Below are 16,738 nucleotides of genomic sequence, written 5' to 3' on the forward strand. Positions count from 1 at the left end.
CTGCGGCCACTGGATCCAGCAGGAACGCCCGAACGAGGTCAACCGCCTGCTGACCGACTGGCTCACCACCCTCCAGGGCTGAACCAGACGCGCCGCACCCCCGGCCCCGGACGAAGAAGTACCTCTTCGCCTGTGCGAGTGACAGCAGAACACCCAGAGGTCCGGCTACGCCGTAGCCGGACCATCGCGGAAGGAGGATCCCCCTGGCCTGCCGCGTCTGGCGACACACCATCCCCGGCGACGAGGCCGTCACCTACATCCGCCGGTGTGCCGAAGCCGCGCCGCCAGAAGGCGGAGGGGACGGGACGGGAGACGAGGGGCGCAGCGCATTGCGGACGGTGCCGCCTGGCCGGTGAGGGGTGAGGAGCGAGCGTCGGGTCACGGAAGGGGGAAGGGGCGCCTCGGTCTCAGGGCCGTCGCGCGGTTTCGACGTCCGGCGTGATGCGCAGGATCGCCGCAGCCCCACTGAGCACCAGGAGTCGGCGCAGCTGAGGTGGAAGAGGACCCGCGACCGTGAACCGGGGGAGCCGGTGATGCGCCTGCACGAGGAGCCGGATCAGAGCGGAGTCTGCGTAGACGACTCCAGACACGTCGATGATCGTCCGCACGGTCCGTGCCGATTGGGCGTCAGCCAAGGCCCTGCGGAACCGGGGCATGGTTCCGCTGTCGAACTCCCCGGCGAGGACGAGGACAAGAACGCCGTCCCCATGGTCGGGCGATTGAGTAACGCCCGTCCCGCCGAGCGTGCTCGCCAGCCAGGAACCGTAGGTCGGCCGTCGGCCGTGCCGCAGGCGCGTGGCCCGGGAGGATCGGGAGCGGAAGGGGAATCGCATCGGCACCGCCTCTCCCCGACGCTCTGCGGGTCAGGGTAGTTGCCCGCGGGGGAGCGCTGACGTCAGCGGGGCGCGGCTCGGTGGCCGAACCAGTGTCCTCGGCTGCGGCGGGTGTCGGCCACCGGAGCGCTGGTGTCGGCGCGGACGTCGTCGCGCTGCTGGACCGGCTCGTCGCGCTCGCGGTCGACAGCGACGGCCTCACGGCGCGACGCGCCGAGTTCCCGTCGAGCCTGCGCGGAGCGACGGGCCGACCGGCGAGCGCCGATCACGACCAGCGTCAGGCCCACGAGGGCCACCCGGTCGAACCAGTGGCGTGATAGCCGAAAATCGAGAAATCGCCGCCGATGCCGAGATCGTGCCCCGCGCCGGTATTGCCGAGGATTCCGGCCAGGCCGACGACGATGGCGGCGATCAGAATGATGAGTCCGAGGATGGGCCTGGACGAGCCGCCGGACAAGGCTGGCGCCTACCCCCGTTGTGACCCGTCAAGCCAAAACGGAGACGTCATGCTCCTCCGCAGCGGAATTCTCCTGATCATCGGATTCCTGAGGGGAATTTCGATCCTGTGGACCACTGGGATCGTTCTGGTCATGCTGCCGTAGGCGGCCGCCGGCACTACTGGTAGCGCCATCAGGGAACGGGCAGGGCAAGCACCACCACGTCGTCGTCTCCGGGAGCCGGGTCGGGCAGCCGGCTACTGACTTGGCGGAGCAGTTCGGCCAGCGGACGGTCGCCGTGGCGAGCGAGCAGGGCGACGAGTTGTGCGATGGCGGCCTGCCGCAGCATGCTGCGGATCTGGCCCGTGATCGTTGCGGCGCGCATGTCGTGACCGGTGTGTCGCCCGCCGTGACCATGAGTCCTTCGGGCACGCCGCCGGGTGAGGCTGGTGGTAGGGGCGAGGCGTCGTACGCGATGGAACCGGACGCGGCTGCCCCAGAGCGGCAGGCACAGCACGGTGGAGAAGCCCATGCGGTCGAAGAAGCCGACCGCCTCGGGGCTGTATTCGGCGACGAGCGCCTCACGGTCGGGCACGAAGACCGCCCGCCGTTCCCGCATGGCCCGAGTGCTGGCGAACGCCGCGTTCACGGGCAGCGTGAGGACCTCCTGTTCCACAGTGCTCGATGTCCGGGTCGGCAACCCGGTGCAGTTCGTCCTTGTCGGCGACGAGCAGGCCGACGTACGAGGGTTTCCCGACGCCGACGAAGAGGTCCCGCAGCGACGTCGGACGTCCTCCAGTCCGGACGTCTGGGCCAGCTCCTCCGACGCTCGCAGCAGCAGCTCGGCATGGTCCAATCCAGCCTGGGCCACCTGTTCCATGCGCTGCGCGTCGTTACGGGCGCGCTCGGCGGCGGCCCGTGCGGTCTCCAGCACCTTCTGTGCGGACCGGCTCTGTGACGACAGGATGCGCAGGCGCGGCTCGGAAGAGCAGGCCGCGGCATTCCGGCATACGCGACGACCCCGAGAGCCGTGACGGCGAGGTGGGTACGGAGCCGGTCGTCGGCACGGGCGTCGGGCACGATGAGGGGCTGCCCGGAGGCCACCACGTACCAGCAGAGCGAGTGCGACCGTGGCAGTACCCGGCTCGTCGCCCAGGACTCCGGCAGACCGATCAGTCCGGGCAGGATCTGCCGGTCCTCCTCGATCAGCGAAACGAAGGGAGGCAGCTCCGCAGTGACTGGCGGCCGAGCAGTGGGGTAGGCGCGAGGTGCTGCGGGAGAACCAGCTCTGGCCTGTTCTGGCTCGCTCGACGAAGGGCTCCTTCATGTCTTCGATGGTGATCGCCCCGGTCTGCGGTATAGATCGTGCACGTACAACCCTGCCGCAGGGCAGACGCAGTCTGACGGTGGGGGTGGAGGAGGAGTTCCTGCTCGTGGACCGGCGAGCGGGACTACCCGTGGCCCGCGGTCCCTGTGTGGTGAAAGCCGCGACCGCGGCCCTGGGCGAACAGGTGCAGGCGGAGTTCTTCACCGCGCAGGTCGAGGTGTGCACCCGGCCCACGCCGGATCTGGTGGAGCTGAGGTCCGAACTGGCCCTACTGCGTAAGGTGATGGGCGAGGTGGCAGCCAGTGAGGGATGCCTGCTCGTGGCGACCGGCACTCCCGTGATCCCACCGGGGAGCCCGCCGACCGTGACCCCGGGAGAGCGGTACGGGCGGATGGCCGCCCGGTGGCCCTCCCTGGTCGGGTCGTACGACGGGATGGTGTGCGGCTGCCACATCCACGTCGGGGTGACCGGACACGCTCAAGCCCTCGCGCTGGCCAACCACATGCGCCCCTGGCTGTCGGCACTTCAGGCCCTCGCCGCCAACTCGCCCTTCTCCCTCGGACGGGACAGCGGGTGGGCGAGCCGGCGATCTCTCGAACACGCGCGCTGGCCCGGCGTGGGGCCCGCGCCCCTCCTCGACGAAGTCGGCTACGAGCGCCTCGCAGGCCACCTGGTGAAGACCGGCACCCTCCTGGACCGCCGGATGATCTACTGGTACGCGCGCCCCTCCGAGCACGTACCGACACTGGAGATCCGGGTCTGCGACGTGAACGCCGACCTCGACGTGGTGCTGCTGCTCACCGCCCTGGTGCGAGGCCTGGCCACCGCGTTGCTGCCCGAGATCGAGGACGGGCGGCCGCCGCCCGACCTGCCCGCCGGACTCCTGCACGCTGCCCACCGGCTCGCCGCCCGGCACGGGCTGGCGGGCGAAGGCCTCGATCCCGCGCGAGAGGAGTACGTACCGGCCCTGACACTGACGGAGCGGCTCCTGGCCCGTGCCGCGCCTGGGCTGGCAGCTGCGGGAGACCTCGAGCTCGCGGACGAGTTGTTCCACCGAGTGCGGAGCTCCGGGGGCGGGGCTGCCCGTCAGCGCGCCGCGTACCTGCGGCGGGGGCGCCTGGGTGACGTCGTGAGCGAACTGGTCCGCGCCACCGCCGCCGACTGACACGGCCTTACCACGATTCGGACAAAGGCAGAGCGCCCGTGGGCCTGGTCTACATCGGGTCCATGGTCCCGCTGCGCCACCGCAGCCTTCATATCCTGAACGTTCTGCCAGGACGTGAAAGCTGTTCCCCGACCCGAGAAGCGGGCTGAGCCCTCCGGAGCCCGGCGCGACCACTTCCGCGAACGGTGGGACGATGGCAGGACCAGCGGTAGAGGCGCTTGTACCCGTGCGCCCATCCCGAGGCGGACAGCAGGCCAGGCCAATGACGAAGCAGCCGAGACCGTCCCAGCCCGCCCACGGCAAGGGCCCGAGTCGCCACGAGGGCACCAAGCAGCACGGCTGGTCGCCGGACGTGGACGAGACCCGTCAGCAGGAGAACCCGAGTGCCCGCCGTTCCTTCCACCCGGACGAGTACGCTCCGGACAAGGGGCCCGGCCGGACGGTTTCCAAGGAAGAGGCCGGAAACCCCCACGGCAAACCGGTGAAGAGCAGGGGAGCACGCGGGGAGGACCAGAGCAAGGGCTCTGGGGAGAAGGGCATGCACGACCTGGGCCCCCGGGGCCGGTCGCAGCGTCCCAGCGGAACGAAGGACGCTTCCGCCTCGACGGGCGTGGACCCTCAGGAGCCGCCCGGCAAGCGCGGCCGCGGGTAGCGCAGCCTGGGCGTGATGTGTCTCCCGTACGGCTCGCCAGAGGGCGCCTGTAGTTCCTCGTGGTGCAGCTCTCCCTTCCGGTAGAAGGGCTTCCTCCATGGCCGTCCGTAATCGGCTGATTCACCGGTCCCCGCAGGCAGTGTGGCAGGTGCTCGCCGAGCCGACCCTGTACGGGGAGTGGGTGGTGGGACCCTCCGAGTCGACGCCGCTCGATCAGCTCTGGCCGGAGGTCGGATCCCGGCTCCGCTACACCGTGCAGCTGGGCCCCTGGTCGGCCGAAGGGGTGACGACCGTACGCCACCGGGAAACCGGCCGGGAGCTGGAACTGGAGGCGTCGTTCAAGTCGCTGGGCACCGTGAGGATCTTCCTTCAGCTCCGGCCCTGGGGCGAGGAGACCCTCGTCGTCTGCGACGACCACCCCCTGCGCGGCGTGGGCGCGACCCTTCACAACGCCATGGAAGCCCTGCTCCAGCTCCGGCACCGAGGGATGCTGGCCCGCCTGGCCAGGATCGTGGAACACGGTCACGCGGAGACCCGCCCTGCCTGACGCGGTGGTGATCGGCGCGCGTGCGGCCGACACTGTGTCGGTGCGGGCCCGGCGCCGGGTCAGGGGCCGGACCGAGGGACCGCTCTGGGTACCAAAGGCCTTCGAACCGTGCGGTCTTCCCGGCCGTTCCCTCGATCGCACCAGTGTGTCAAGGGGGAAGCGGGGCAGACGAGTGTCACCGTGCAGCCCACCCCGGAGGCCTGTCGATGTCCTGTGTGTCTGCTCAGACCGTTGTCCGCCTCGACGCGGCGAGGGGCCGTGTGCCGCTCCTGGCCCGCCTCTCGTATGACGGCGAAGATCCGTACGTGGTCCAGGTCACGTTCTTTGACGGCCCCATAGTCCTGGCCTGTTGGCACTTCGACCGGCAGATGCTTGCCGAGGGACTGCATCGCCCGGTGGGCGAGGGAGACGTCACCTTCAGCCCCTGCGGGACAGCCGGCGCTGACGAACTCCGCGTTGCTTTGCGGGGCCCCGGCGCGGAGGGTCAAGGGAACGCCGTGCTCTTCGTGGCGGCCCGCGCTCTCACTGGCTTTCTGGAGCAGACGTACGCCGTCACCGGCGCGGGGGAGGAGTTCCTCGACCTCGACAGGCTCCTCGACGAGTTCCTGGCCCGCTGACACGCCGGCAATCAGGGTGCCTGTTCGTGAGCGTGGGCGCGGCAGACCGGGTGCAAGGGCGGCACGACGTCGCTCTCCGACGTTGCCCCAGCTGCGGGAACCGGGAGATGGCCCCAGAGACCGAGGGACCGGTCAGTCTCTCTCCCCTCCGTGCCGGTCGGTTCGTACGGATGTGCCTCGGTCCCGAACCCCAACGGGTTCGGGACCGAGGCACATCTGCGGCGCCGCAAGGTCACCGCTTGAAGACGTCCTTGATCTTTTCCTTGGCCTGGCGGGCATCGCCCTTCGCCCCTTCGGCGCGGCCTTCGGCAGTCAGTTCCTCATTGCCCACCAGGCGGCCGGCCTTCTCCTTGAGCTTGCCCTTGGCCTGCTCGGCCTTGGCTCGGGCCTTCTCGTCCTTCGACACAGCTGATCACTCCCTGGGGCTCGGGAACTACCCTTGCTCTTCGCGTCTGACCGCTATCGCGACTGGCAAACGTACGCCGCGAGACCACTTCCGGCACGAGGTCAGGCGGGCGGGACGCCGAACGGCATGCCGGAGAGGTAGTGCGTGCCGAGGGCTTCGCGGTGGTTGGCGTTCCCGAGGTTCTCGTCCTCTTTGCCAAGGATCCACACACCGGTGTCGACGACCAGATAGGCATCAGTGACCTCGTCGGAGTGCTTGTCGACCTTGCCGATGCTGCCGTCGAGCGCCTCGACCCCGTAACCGGTGAGATCGCCCGCCAGATAGTCGACGCCGACGCGGTAGGCCCACACGTTCTCCGTCAGGCGAAACCCCCGCACGGCAACCGAACGCATCGGTCGGTGCCTTCCAGACCGAGCCGCACAGCGGCTCGGTCATGGTGTCCCACGGGGCGGGGTAGTCGCTGGAGACACACACCATCGAGGGAGGACACCATGGCAGACGCGAAGCCCAGCCGTCTTCCGCGGGCCACGCCGTCCGAGGCTGTGGGCGAGAGCGGTGACCCTGAGGCCAGGCAGCAGGCGGATGATGCCGTCGTGCGGTGTTCGGGCAGAGCGGATGCCGACGCGAATGCCGACGCGAATGCCGGGGGTCACCGTGCCAAGCGCCACCGTCCGGGCATCGGCCGTGAGGAGCAGATCTACCGGGATGACCCTCGGCGGGCGGACTCCGAGGACCGCTGACGTCAGTGTGAACCAGGCCGTCCATGTGGGAGCAGCCGTTGACGCGGGCGGTCACGCACCTGCCCGCGGGCGGCCAACACCTCAGGGAGGTCGCCCCGCACCCCCGGTTCACCGGGCGCATCAGTTCGGCGCCGGTCGCGCCGACCGCATCCACGCGAAGCCCTTCGCGGACCTCATGGCCGACCTGGATCTTGCCCTCGGGTACGGCCGCTACGTGGACCGCGCGCGCCAGCGCCCCCTGCTCGCCACAGTCGGAAGCCAGCGCGCCGGCTTGGCATTGCCCTCGTAGGCTGGCCGGATGCGTCACCACGATCTTGTCGTCATCGGTGCGGGATCCGGCAACGCCGTTGTCGACGACTCGTTCGCCGATCTGGACGTGGCCATCGTCGAGGAGCGCTGGTTCGGCGGAACCTGCCTGAACGCCGGATGCATTCCGAGCAAGATGCTCGCCTACACCGCGCACGTCGCCCGCACCGTCCGGGAAGCCGGAGCGTACGACGTGGACGCCGAGCTGAGAGCGGTGCGGTGGCGCGAAGCCCGCGACCGGGTCTTCGGGCGGCTGGACGCTGAACGGGACAGCGGTCGAAGGAGCCGTATGGCAGACGACGCGGTCACTGTGTACGAGGGCAGGGCAAGGTTCACCGGCCCACGGGCCCTGCGGATCGACCGGGCGGACGGAGCCCTCGACGTCAGCGCGGGGCAGATCGTCATCGCGGCGGGCGGTCGCCCCCTGGTCCCCGGGCCCGTCACGGAGGCAGGCCTGCCGTACGAGACGTCCGACACCGTGATGCGTATCGAGGCTCCGCCCCGGCACCTGGCGATCCTCGGCGGGGGCTACATCGCTGCGGAGCTGGCTGAAGTGTTCGCCGAGGCGGGAAGCTCCATCACCATCGTGGAGAAGGAGGAGCGCTTGCTGGGCCCGCAGGACGAGACGGTTGCGGAGCGGTTCACCGAGCTGGTCCGCAACCGCTACGATCTCAGGCTCGGCAGGGAGGTCACGGCGGTCGGCGGTCGGCCGGGCGGGCTCCGGCTGACCCTGGACGACGGATCGACGGTCGAGGCGGACATGCTGCTCGTCGCCGTGGGCCGTGCCCCGAACAGCGACCGGCTGAACCTTGAAGCGGCCGGTATCGCCACCCACGACGACGGCCGGGTGATCGTCGACGAACACCAACGCACGACCGCGGCAGGCGTGTTCGCGCTCGGTGACATCTGCTCGCCGGTGCCACTCAAGCACGTGGCCAACCGTGAGGCGGAGGTGGTCTCGCACAACCTCCGCAACCCGGACGGCCTGATCTCAGCCGACCACGGCCTGGTGCCGGCGGCGGTATTCACCCAGCCGCAGATCGCCTCCGTCGGCGCCACTGAGCAGGACTGCCGCGAGAAGGGGCTGGACTACCGGGCGGGCATGGCCAGTTATAGCGATATCGCCCACGGCTGGGCGATGGAGGACACCACCGGCTTCTGCAAAGTGCTCGCCGAGCCCGGTACCGGCCGGCTCCTCGGCGCCCACCTGATGGGCCCGCAAGCCCCTACTCTCATCCAGCCCCTCGTCCTGGCGGCGACGATGGGCATCGACGCCGTCACCCTCGCCAAGTCCCCGTACTGGATCCACCCCGCGCTCACCGAGGTCGTGGAGAAGGCACTCCTCGACCTCCGCCTGTGAGCCCCGCCCGCGAGCGGAGGGAGTTCAGCGGTCGGCCCAACGCCCCGTCGCGGGCGTTTCCCGTGCGGTCCTCTGCCGCGCACATTCCGCGCCTGCCCGGTCCGGCCGCGGCTCGAGCCACGTCTGGTTCCTCGCCGACGCTTGGGGCAGCCGCCTGACGGGACACTCGACCATCCGGAGCACGAGGAGGCGCCGTGACGGAGCTGGACCCCTTGACCGACGTGCTTGACGGCCCGATGTACGTGGTGACGGCCGCCTCCGGCGGCGAGCGGGCGGGCTGCTTGGTGGGATTCGCCTCGCAGTGCTCCATCGATCCGCCGAGGTTCGTTGTCTGGCTGTCCGTCGCCAACCACACTTACCGCGTCGCGCGCGAGGCGGAGTACCTCACCGTCCACCTGCTCCACCGGCACGACCGGGTGCTCGCGGAGCTCTTCGGAGAGGAGACTGGCGACCGGGTGGACAAGTTCGCACGGGTCGGCTGGCGGCCGGGCGAAGCAGGCAGTCCGGTACTGGAGCAGGTTTCAACGTGGTTCACCGGCCGGATCGAGGGGCGTATCGAGGGCGGCGACCACGTGGGCTTCCTCCTGGCGCCCGTAGCGGTGTGCCCGCCGTCCGAGGGCCCGCCGCCTCCCTTGCTCCGGTACCGGGAGCTGGGGGACATTGAGCCCGGACACCCGGCTTGAGGCTACGGACGGGGGCTGTGGACCGGTACCGGCGTGCTCCGCCGGATCGACCACGAGCCGCGGCCCCGCCCGCCCGGTCGAGCCGGCACGTTTCGAGCTCGCCGGAGCGGTAAGGCGCCCGGCATGGTGGGAATCGGGTACACGATGATGACCGAGCAGGCCGGCCCGCGGGACTTGGTCGACCACGTGGTGGCGGCGGAGCGTGCAGGATTCGACTTCTCCGTCATCTCTGACCACTCCTTCCCCTGGCTGGAAGCACAAGGGCACGCGCCCTACGCGTGGAGCGTCCTGGGCGCCGCCGCGCAGGCCACCTCCCGAATCCCGCTCATGACGTACGTGACCTGCCCGACCTTCCGCTACCACCCTGCGGTGATCGCCCAGAAGGCGGCGACGATGCAGCTCTTGTCCCAGGGGCGTTTCCGGCTGGGCCTGGGCTCAGGTGAGAATCTCAACGAGCACATCGTCGGCGCGGGCTGGCCCGCCGCCCACGTCCGGCTGGACATGCTCGAGGAAGCCGTGGGGATCATCCGCTCCCTGTTCGCCGGCGGGTTCGTCAGCCACCACGGCGCTCACTTCGACGTCGAGAACGCCAGACTCTGGGACCTCCCCGACGATCCGCCTCCCATCGGGATCGCGGTCTCCGGAGACCGCTCCTGCGAGATCGCGGGCCGCTACGGCGACCTGCTCGTCGCCACCGAACCGAGGAAGGAGCTGCTGACCGCGTTCGGCGCGTACGGAGGCTCCGCCAAACCACGAGTGGGCCAGCTCCCGGTCTCCTACGACCGCGACGCGGCGGTGGCCCGGGCGCACGACCAGTTCCGCTGGGCGCTCGGCGGCTGGAAGGTCAACGCGGAACTCCCTGGCCCCGCGAGCTTCGCGCAGGCCTCGCAGCACACCAGAACCGAGGACGTCGCAGATTCCATCCCTTGCGGCGACGACGTGGACGCCTTCGTCGACGCGGTACGCCCCTACGCCGACGCCGGATTCACCGAGATCGCCCTGATCCAGATCGGCGGCGACCAGCAGGAGTCCTTCCTGGACTGGTCCGAGACGAAGCTGCTGCCGGCGCTGCGGGAGCTGTGAGAACGGCCGAGCTCAGGCGCGAGCCCGGGTGCAGAGCCCTGCGGGAGGCGGACATGAACCGTGCCGCTTTGTTCGATGTCGACGGCACCCTGGCCGATACCAATCACCTGCATGTCGTCTGCTGGTGGGAGGCCTTGCGGCAGGCGGGCCACGACGTCGCGATGCACGACATCCACCGGGCGATCGGACTTCCCGGCGAGGACCTCCTCGCGCATCTGCTGGGCAAGGATCGGGACACGAGCGAGGACGACACGCTGAGTGCCGCCCACACCACCCTCTACGGCACCTACTTCGACCGGCTCCCACCGCTGGACGCCGCAGCCGACCTGCTGCACGAGCTCGACCGACGGGGGTGGCGGGTCGTGCTCGTGACCTCCGCGAAGGACGCCGAGCTCGACGCCCTCAGGCGGGCCGTCGATGCCGACGACGCCATCACCGCGACGGCGAGCTCCGACGACGTGAGCGAGGGCAAGCCCGCACCGGAACCTGTGCACCACGCCCTCGACCTCGCCGACGCACCCGCGCGCGGCTCCGTACTCGTCGGCGACACCGTCTGGGACATGCGGGCGGGCACCCGCGCCGATGTCGCGTGCGTGGGACTGCTCTGCGGCGGCATCCCGCGGCGCGACCTCGAAGAGGCCGGGGCCCGAGCCGTCTACCGGCACCCCGCCGACCTGCTCGCGCGCCTCGACATCAGCCCGTTCGCAGACAACTCCGACAGCGCCGATCCCAGCCCGACCCGTGGACGCGAGCCCGGCGAATGAGCCCGCATCCGGCAGCCGCGCCGGCACCCGGCAGTACGTCGGCCGGCATGTGACGCGGGCCAGGACAGCACGGGGCGCATCGCCGCCGATTCACTCTGCTTGAGCCGTGACCGGCCGGGTAGGCGCAAGGCATACGAGAACACTCTGTGCGACGAGGTGAGCTGCATGGAACTGTCCACCGAGCCGGAACCCGAAGGCCCCGGGCCCACTCCGGAAGGACCAGATCCGGTACCCCGCGACCCGCACCCCACCGGCCCCGGGGACAGGTCGCACCAAGCCGATCGGCCCGCGGAGCCGCCGTCTCCCACCGAACGGCCGCCTGTGTCAGAACCTCCGGATTGACAGCCCGGCGATGGACCTGACCGGAGGAAGCGAAACCCGGGAACGGAGGCCAACATGTCAAACAGCACGCTCATAGCCGTCATTGCCATTGCAGCGGTTGTCGTGATCGCGCTCGTGGTCGGATTGTGGATGGCGGCGCGCCGACGGCGTCTGCAGAACCAGTTCGGACCGGAGTACGACCGCACGGTCGAGGCGGAGGGCGGCCGCCGTGCCGCCGAACGCGAGCTACGGGCCCGCGAGGAACGCCACGACAAGCTTGAGATCAAGGAGCTGCCTCCCGAACGGCGAGACCGGTACGCCGTCGAATGGAGCAGCGTCCAAGAGCATTTCGTCGACCGACCGGAAGGCTCAGTGGAGGAGGCCGACGAACTGGTGTCGCGACTCATGCGCGAGCGGGGATACCCCACAGACGACTACCGCGGTCAGCTGCGTGACCTCTCGGTCGAACACGGCCGCACTCTGGAGCACTACCGGGCCGCCCACGACGTCAAGGTCCGCAGCGCTGATCAACAGACGACAACGGAGGAACTCCGAGGGGCGATGGTGCACTACCGCGCCCTGTTCGACGACCTACTGAGTGACCAGAGGAGCCGGTGAGATGCAGAACCACGCAAGCAGCGACGAACGAGCCGGCGACGCCGGCATCACGACAGAGGACATCGCCCATCCGGTATCGGCTTCGGAGGCCGGTACGGACGCCGAATCCGGCGGTGCGACGGCGCCGGGACGGACGCCGCCACTGTACCCCGGGGAGGCCACCAGGGACGCGGCTGCCGAGGAGCGCGAGACGCGTGAAAGCGGGGAGGAACTCCCGACGGATCGCGGATCGGAGGCCGACCCGGCGCACGCCGGCGCCGACGAGCCGCTGCTGGGTGCCGAGGACACCGCGGAGTACCACAAGGCATGGAGCGAGATACAGGGCCGGTTTGTCGACGACCCGCAGGAGGCAGTCAGGTCGGCGGACGCACTGGTCGCCGAAGTGATGCAGACCCTTGCCCGTAGCTTCTCCGCCCACAAGCAGGGGTTGGAGGAGCAGTGGGGTCAGGGCGAGCAGGTCGCGACCGAAGACCTGCGGCTAGCGCTGCAACACTACCGCTCGTTCTTCAACCGCCTCCTGAACACCTGACTTGCGTCGGCACGCGGCCGAACCCGGCTCGTCGCAGTGTGGACCGGGCCAGCCGGTGGCTGGGCCGACGATGTGTGCGTTGTGGGCGTTACAGGCGATATCTTGACGCTGAAATGACGCTCGTGACGCTCATTTCGATGGGGCGCCAGGTGGATTGAGTGGCAGTTCGCCGGTCTCTGACCACCTGGCCCGAGGGGCTCGGCGGACTGCGCCGTGCGGTCGACAGCCCAACTTGTGCTCGCGCTGAAGCCCGGCGGAGTGGGTGCCTGCCAGGTGCCTGCTCTGCCCAAGCAGCTCGCGGTTTCGCGGGGAACTTCATCGCGCGACACAGGGCCGAGGTCACTGGGATGCACGAGGACGGTACGGGCCACCCGCCGGCGCGCGAGCGCACGCGGGGCCCCGCGGACCACCTGGTACGACCCGGCCCACGAGTACATCGACCGGCGCCGGGATCGCACCCAGGGCAAAACCCGACGCACGTTGGCAGACGCGCTGGCCACCATTACACCCGCACTCGCACGCCCCGGGGCCTCCTCTCCTGAGCCGCGCATTCTTCGGCGTGCGCTCTACTCGTGGGCGTTCAACAAGAAGGCATGGGGAACGCAGCCGCCGGAGGAGTGGAAGGGGGCCATCTGCTGGATGAGGAAGAACTCGTACCTGTCAGCTCCCTCGCCGAAGTCGATGTCTTGCGTCGGGCGCTTGACGCGATGAGTCGAAAGCTCGACGGGCAGGCTGCCCTCGGCGAAAACCAAGAGGCGCAAGCGAGCGGCTCTGAGCGAGGTCCTCGGAACCGCTCTTGAGGAAGGCTACTTCGCCGAGAACCCGCTGAATGGGGTTCGGTGCTCCGCCCCGGAGGCCAACGAAGAGGTAGACCCGGCTGGCGTTCCCAACCCGACACAGGTGGCTCGATTGCTGTCCGCAGTGGCGTCGGGGCGTGGTCGAGGTCGCCTGTTCCGGGCCGGCGTCCAGGAGCACTCCAACCGGCTCGTTGAGCAGTCCCTGCAGGAGTGGAACCGACGTGCCGGTGAGACTGTTGCAGAAGGATGATCACCAGATCTGGTCCGTGACTGGTCCGGAACCGCTGCTCAGCGGTGGGATGACGGTGGGAGAGACCGGGATGGGGTGCATGAATCGGTCCTCGCTGTGAGAGGGGTGCACGGAAGGCACCTGACGGGCAAAAGCCCAGGTCAGGCGCCTTCTTGCGGGCCTCTAGAAGAAGCCGAGCTTCTTCGGGGAGTAGGAGACCAGCATGTTCTTCGTCTGCTGGTGGTACGCGGTTCGTACCTTCCCTGACCAGCCAGATCGACCGAATCCGAGCCGGGTGGTGAAGTGCCGGTCCGTGAATGGCCCGGTCTCGACTTCGTCCAGTGCTCCCGGCTCCTCGCAAAGATGCGTGGTGCCGGGGACGATGGCGAGCCGGTTCTCGCAGCGCAGCTCCCGCTGGGCGTGCTCGTTGAGGTCGAGCACCGTCGTGTCGTGGCCGCCCACGATGAGGAGTGTGGGCGCCCGTACGTCGGCGAGCCATGGCCCGGCGAGGTCGGGGCGGCCAGGATTCACCCCCTCCAGGTGACGGAGTGCTTCGGCAAGGCGCTGTCCCGCGTCCGCGCGATCAGTGAACATCACGGTGGGTCACCCTCAAACACAGAGGAGTCGGAAACCCTGTGCGCACCTATTCCGCAACAACCCCATTTGCGGCTTCTGCGCAAGTCGGGGACGGTCTGTCGTATGGAACGAATCGGAGCGGTCCTGATCGACATCGACGGCGTGCTCACGGTGTCCTGGAAGCCGCTGCCCGGCTCCGTAGAGGCCATGCGGCAGCTCCGCGCCGAGGGAATCCCGCTGGCGCTGGTCACCAACAACACCTCGCGGACCCGTGCCTCGATCGCCGCGAAACTGGCCGGGGCGGGATTCCCCGTCGGCGTCGACGACATCCTCACCGCACCCGCCGCCACCGCCGCATACCTGCGGGAGCACTACCCGGGCGCGCGCTGCCTGCTGGTCAACACCGGTGACGTCCGTGACGATCTCGCGGGCGTGCCGATCGTCGAGGAAGCGGAATCGGATGCAGCGGGTGTCGCCGCGGATGTGGTCGTCTTCGGTGGCGCGGGTGGAGGATTCAGCTACGAAGCCCTCAACCGGGCTTTCCGGCATCTGCAGCATGGTGCTCGCCTCGTTGCCATGCACCGGAATCTGTACTGGCGCACCGCCGCGGGCCTCGACCTCGACACCGGGGCCTTCCTCCTGGGGCTGGAACGGGCCGCCCGAGTCGAGGCGGAGATCACCGGCAAACCCGCTGAAGCGTTCTTCGCTTCCGCCCTCACGCACATGGGTGCCACCCCGTCCGAAGCGCTCATGGTGGGCGACGACATCGAATCCGACGTGCTGGCGGCCCAGCGCGGCGGAATCACCGGCGTACTCGTCAGGACCGGCAAGTACCTGCCCGAGACGCACCGGGCGGCCGACGGCATACCGGACCACGTCCTCGACTCCTTCGCCGACCTTCCCGCGCTGTTGGAACGGCTCGGGCGCCGGGAGTGACGCAACGGGCGGCGATCCCGCCGAGCGGAGCCGTCCGACGCCGTGTCTAAATTGATAGTGAATGGTGGCTGTCGGTAGTTTTGTGTGCACACTCCGGATGACTTGCTTGACCCAGTAGCGAGGGTTCGTACAGGAGGTGCGGGCCGGTGCCGGGTTCGAGGCGAGAAGTGCGGCCGAGGAACACGGCACGGCGTGCGGTGGTGCGGGGGGCCGACGGCTTGGACGCGCGGCTGCCGCTGTCGGAACTGGCCCGGTCGGTCGTGCGCAAGGTCTTTCCCGACCACTGGTCGTTCCTGCTGGGCGAGCTGGCGCTGTACAGCTTCATCGTGCTGTTGCTGACCGGTGTGTTCCTGACCCTCTTCTTCGATCCGTCGATGCGGGAGACGCCCTATCAGGGTTCCTACGAGCCGCTGCGCGGCGTGCTCATGTCGCAGGCCTACCTCTCCACACTGAGGATCAGCTTCGATGTACGGGGCGGGCTGATGATCCGTCAGATCCATCACTGGGCCGCCCTGCTCTTCCTCGCCGCCATCGGTGCACACATGCTCCGCGTGTTCTTCACCGGGGCCTTCCGCCGGCCCCGCGAAGCCAACTGGCTGGTGGGCGTGACACTGTTCCTGCTGGCACTACTGGAAGGCTTCACGGGATATTCCCTGCCCGACGACTTGCTGTCCGGCACCGGACTGCGGATCGCCCAGGGGATCACGCTGTCGATCCCGCTCGCAGGCACCTATCTGAGCTTCTTCGTCTTCGGCGGCGAGTACCCCGGGGAAGACATCGTGTCCCGCCTCTACCCTGTGCACATCCTGCTGGTCCCCGGCCTGCTCCTGGGCCTGATCACGGTGCACATCCTCCTCGTCTTCACCCTGAAGCACACGCACTGGCCGGGGCCCGGCCGGACCGGCCGCAACGTAGTGGGCCTGCCCTTCTTCCCTCAGTACGTGGCCAAGTCCGCCGGACTGTTCTTCACCGTCTTCGGACTGATGGCCGTCCTGGGAGCCGTCGCGCAGATCAACCCCATCTGGACCTATGGCCCCTACCGCGCCGACGTGGTCTCCACCGGTGCCCAGCCCGACTGGTACGTCGGGTTCCTGGAGGGGGCGCTGCGGCTGATGCCCGGTGTGGAAACACGCCTGTGGGGGCATACGATCATGTGGAACCCCCTGCTGACGGCGGTAGTCCTGCCCGGCATCCTCTTCGCGCTTCTCTACGCCTACCCCTTCTTCGAACGCTGGATCACCGGAGCGCCGGGGGAGCGGCATCTGTGCGACCGTCCGCGTGACCGGCCTGTCCGCACAGCCCTGGGTGTGGCGGCACTCTCCTGCTACGCCGTGCTGCTCCTCGCCGGGGGCCAGGACATCCTCGCCTTCGTCTTCGACGTGCCCGTGCACGCACTCACCTGGGTGCTGCGCATCGGGTTCTTCGCGGTACCGGTGACCGTCTTCTGGCTCACCCGGCGGCTGTGCCTGGCTCTCCAGTCGCGAGAGCGCCGACTGCTGGACGAGGGGGAGGCGTCCGGCCTGGTGCGTCAGAGCGCCGAGGGCGGCTTCCACCCGCAGCACCGGGCTCTCACGGCCGTCGAGCGGTACGCGGTGCTCGCCAGGGAGCGGCCGTGGCCGCTGCGCCCCGTCGACGACGATGCCGACGCCGGCCATCGTGGCATGCGCCGCCGGCTGGACAGAGCACGGTCGGCGATCAGCGCCTGGTACTACCAGGACCGTATCGTCTACCCCACGACCGCAGAACAGCGCCGGAAGATCGACGCGACCACCGCGGGACCGGATGCTCACGGGTCCACCGACGACGGCTGAA

20 protein-coding genes and 1 pseudogene are annotated in these 16,738 nt (G+C 69.3%); 13 read left to right on the top strand and 8 right to left on the bottom strand.

From position 1 onward, the window contains the following. The coding region (locus ACIPYQ_RS34010; protein WP_401258124.1) for an alpha/beta fold hydrolase at positions 1 to 82 on the top strand (82 nt) is incomplete at its 5' end. 325 nt (positions 83 to 407) lie between these two features. Here the strand turns inward: ACIPYQ_RS34010 and ACIPYQ_RS34015 are convergent. From ACIPYQ_RS34015 to ACIPYQ_RS34030, 4 genes are all read right to left on the bottom strand, one after another. Then, positions 408 to 833 (bottom strand): STAS domain-containing protein, encoded by a 426-nt coding sequence (locus ACIPYQ_RS34015; protein WP_401258126.1) that lies wholly within the window; start codon positions 831 to 833, stop codon positions 408 to 410. Positions 834 to 895: 62 nt separating this feature from the next. Next, positions 896 to 1,120, bottom strand: a complete 225-nt coding sequence (locus ACIPYQ_RS34020; RefSeq protein WP_401257933.1) for a hypothetical protein — start codon at positions 1,118 to 1,120, stop codon at positions 896 to 898. After that, a complete protein-coding gene (locus ACIPYQ_RS34025) occupies positions 1,111 to 1,290 on the bottom strand; it encodes a hypothetical protein (protein ID WP_401257934.1) in 180 nt (59 codons plus the stop codon). Before ACIPYQ_RS34025 ends, ACIPYQ_RS34020 begins: the two co-directional genes overlap by 10 nt. A 173-nt stretch (positions 1,291 to 1,463) precedes the next feature. Continuing rightward, positions 1,464 to 2,204 (bottom strand): hypothetical protein, encoded by a 741-nt coding sequence (locus ACIPYQ_RS34030; protein WP_401257936.1) that lies wholly within the window; start codon positions 2,202 to 2,204, stop codon positions 1,464 to 1,466. 391 nt (positions 2,205 to 2,595) lie between these two features. Between ACIPYQ_RS34030 and ACIPYQ_RS34035 the strand changes: the two genes are divergently transcribed. The 4 genes from ACIPYQ_RS34035 (at position 2,596) to ACIPYQ_RS34050 (ending at position 5,578) form a co-directional block, all read left to right on the top strand. Then, a complete protein-coding gene (locus tag ACIPYQ_RS34035) occupies positions 2,596 to 3,762 on the top strand; it encodes a glutamate--cysteine ligase (protein ID WP_401257937.1) in 1,167 nt (388 codons plus the stop codon). Positions 3,763 to 4,024: 262 nt separating this feature from the next. Further along, entirely contained in the window at positions 4,025 to 4,414 is a 390-nt protein-coding gene (locus tag ACIPYQ_RS34040) for a hypothetical protein (RefSeq protein WP_401257938.1), read from the top strand. Between the two features lie 97 nt (positions 4,415 to 4,511). Continuing rightward, complete coding sequence (locus tag ACIPYQ_RS34045) at positions 4,512 to 4,961, top strand: SRPBCC family protein (RefSeq protein ID WP_401257939.1); 450 nt, start codon at positions 4,512 to 4,514, stop codon at positions 4,959 to 4,961. Between the two features lie 215 nt (positions 4,962 to 5,176). Then, positions 5,177 to 5,578, top strand: coding sequence for an SsgA family sporulation/cell division regulator (locus tag ACIPYQ_RS34050; protein ID WP_401257940.1), 402 nt, complete (start codon positions 5,177 to 5,179; stop codon positions 5,576 to 5,578). Between the two features lie 232 nt (positions 5,579 to 5,810). Here ACIPYQ_RS34050 and ACIPYQ_RS34055 read toward each other — a convergent pair whose 3' ends face one another. Continuing rightward, a complete protein-coding gene (locus tag ACIPYQ_RS34055; RefSeq protein WP_401257942.1) occupies positions 5,811 to 5,984 on the bottom strand; it encodes a CsbD family protein in 174 nt (57 codons plus the stop codon). A 101-nt stretch (positions 5,985 to 6,085) separates the two neighbouring features. Continuing rightward, entirely contained in the window at positions 6,086 to 6,376 is a 291-nt protein-coding gene (locus ACIPYQ_RS34060; RefSeq protein WP_401257943.1) for a hypothetical protein, read from the bottom strand. 646 nt (positions 6,377 to 7,022) lie between these two features. Here ACIPYQ_RS34060 and ACIPYQ_RS34065 point away from each other — a divergent pair. The 6 genes from ACIPYQ_RS34065 (at position 7,023) to ACIPYQ_RS34090 (ending at position 12,388) form a co-directional block, all read left to right on the top strand. Continuing rightward, positions 7,023 to 8,390: a mycothione reductase gene (locus ACIPYQ_RS34065; protein WP_401257944.1), complete on the top strand. Its 1,368-nt coding sequence runs from the start codon at positions 7,023 to 7,025 to the stop codon at positions 8,388 to 8,390. 194 nt (positions 8,391 to 8,584) lie between these two features. Continuing rightward, the gene (locus ACIPYQ_RS34070; protein WP_401257945.1) at positions 8,585 to 9,073 is read left to right on the top strand and encodes a flavin reductase family protein; all 489 of its coding nucleotides are present in this window, start codon (positions 8,585 to 8,587) and stop codon (positions 9,071 to 9,073) included. A 123-nt stretch (positions 9,074 to 9,196) separates the two neighbouring features. Next, the gene (locus ACIPYQ_RS34075) at positions 9,197 to 10,156 is read left to right on the top strand and encodes an LLM class F420-dependent oxidoreductase (RefSeq protein ID WP_401257946.1); all 960 of its coding nucleotides are present in this window, start codon (positions 9,197 to 9,199) and stop codon (positions 10,154 to 10,156) included. A 53-nt stretch (positions 10,157 to 10,209) separates the two neighbouring features. Next, the gene (locus ACIPYQ_RS34080) at positions 10,210 to 10,920 is read left to right on the top strand and encodes an HAD family hydrolase (RefSeq protein WP_401257947.1); all 711 of its coding nucleotides are present in this window, start codon (positions 10,210 to 10,212) and stop codon (positions 10,918 to 10,920) included. 396 nt (positions 10,921 to 11,316) lie between these two features. Beyond that, positions 11,317 to 11,859 (top strand): hypothetical protein, encoded by a 543-nt coding sequence (locus ACIPYQ_RS34085; RefSeq protein ID WP_401257948.1) that lies wholly within the window; start codon positions 11,317 to 11,319, stop codon positions 11,857 to 11,859. Between the two features lies 1 nt (position 11,860). Further along, the gene (locus ACIPYQ_RS34090; protein ID WP_401257950.1) at positions 11,861 to 12,388 is read left to right on the top strand and encodes a hypothetical protein; all 528 of its coding nucleotides are present in this window, start codon (positions 11,861 to 11,863) and stop codon (positions 12,386 to 12,388) included. A 566-nt stretch (positions 12,389 to 12,954) separates the two neighbouring features. Here the strand turns inward: ACIPYQ_RS34090 and ACIPYQ_RS34095 are convergent. Continuing rightward, entirely contained in the window at positions 12,955 to 13,140 is a 186-nt protein-coding gene (locus tag ACIPYQ_RS34095) for a hypothetical protein (RefSeq protein ID WP_401257951.1), read from the bottom strand. Positions 13,141 to 13,597: 457 nt separating this feature from the next. After that, a pseudogene (locus tag ACIPYQ_RS34100) lies at positions 13,598 to 13,936 on the bottom strand (alpha/beta fold hydrolase); the annotation flags it as partial. A gap of 18 nt (positions 13,937 to 13,954) precedes the next feature. On the opposite strand from ACIPYQ_RS34100, the gene ACIPYQ_RS34105 reads away from it, so the two are divergent. Together ACIPYQ_RS34105 and ACIPYQ_RS34110 are read left to right on the top strand one after the other, a co-directional pair. Further along, a complete protein-coding gene (locus tag ACIPYQ_RS34105; protein WP_401257952.1) occupies positions 13,955 to 14,926 on the top strand; it encodes an HAD-IIA family hydrolase in 972 nt (323 codons plus the stop codon). A 218-nt stretch (positions 14,927 to 15,144) separates the two neighbouring features. Further along, positions 15,145 to 16,737: a cytochrome bc complex cytochrome b subunit gene (locus ACIPYQ_RS34110; RefSeq protein ID WP_401257954.1), complete on the top strand. Its 1,593-nt coding sequence runs from the start codon at positions 15,145 to 15,147 to the stop codon at positions 16,735 to 16,737. The last annotated feature ends 1 nt before the right edge of the window (position 16,738 follow it).

It is taken from the genome of Streptomyces sp. NPDC090045 (genome assembly GCF_044747975.1).
Taxonomy (GTDB): domain Bacteria; phylum Actinomycetota; class Actinomycetes; order Streptomycetales; family Streptomycetaceae; genus Streptomyces.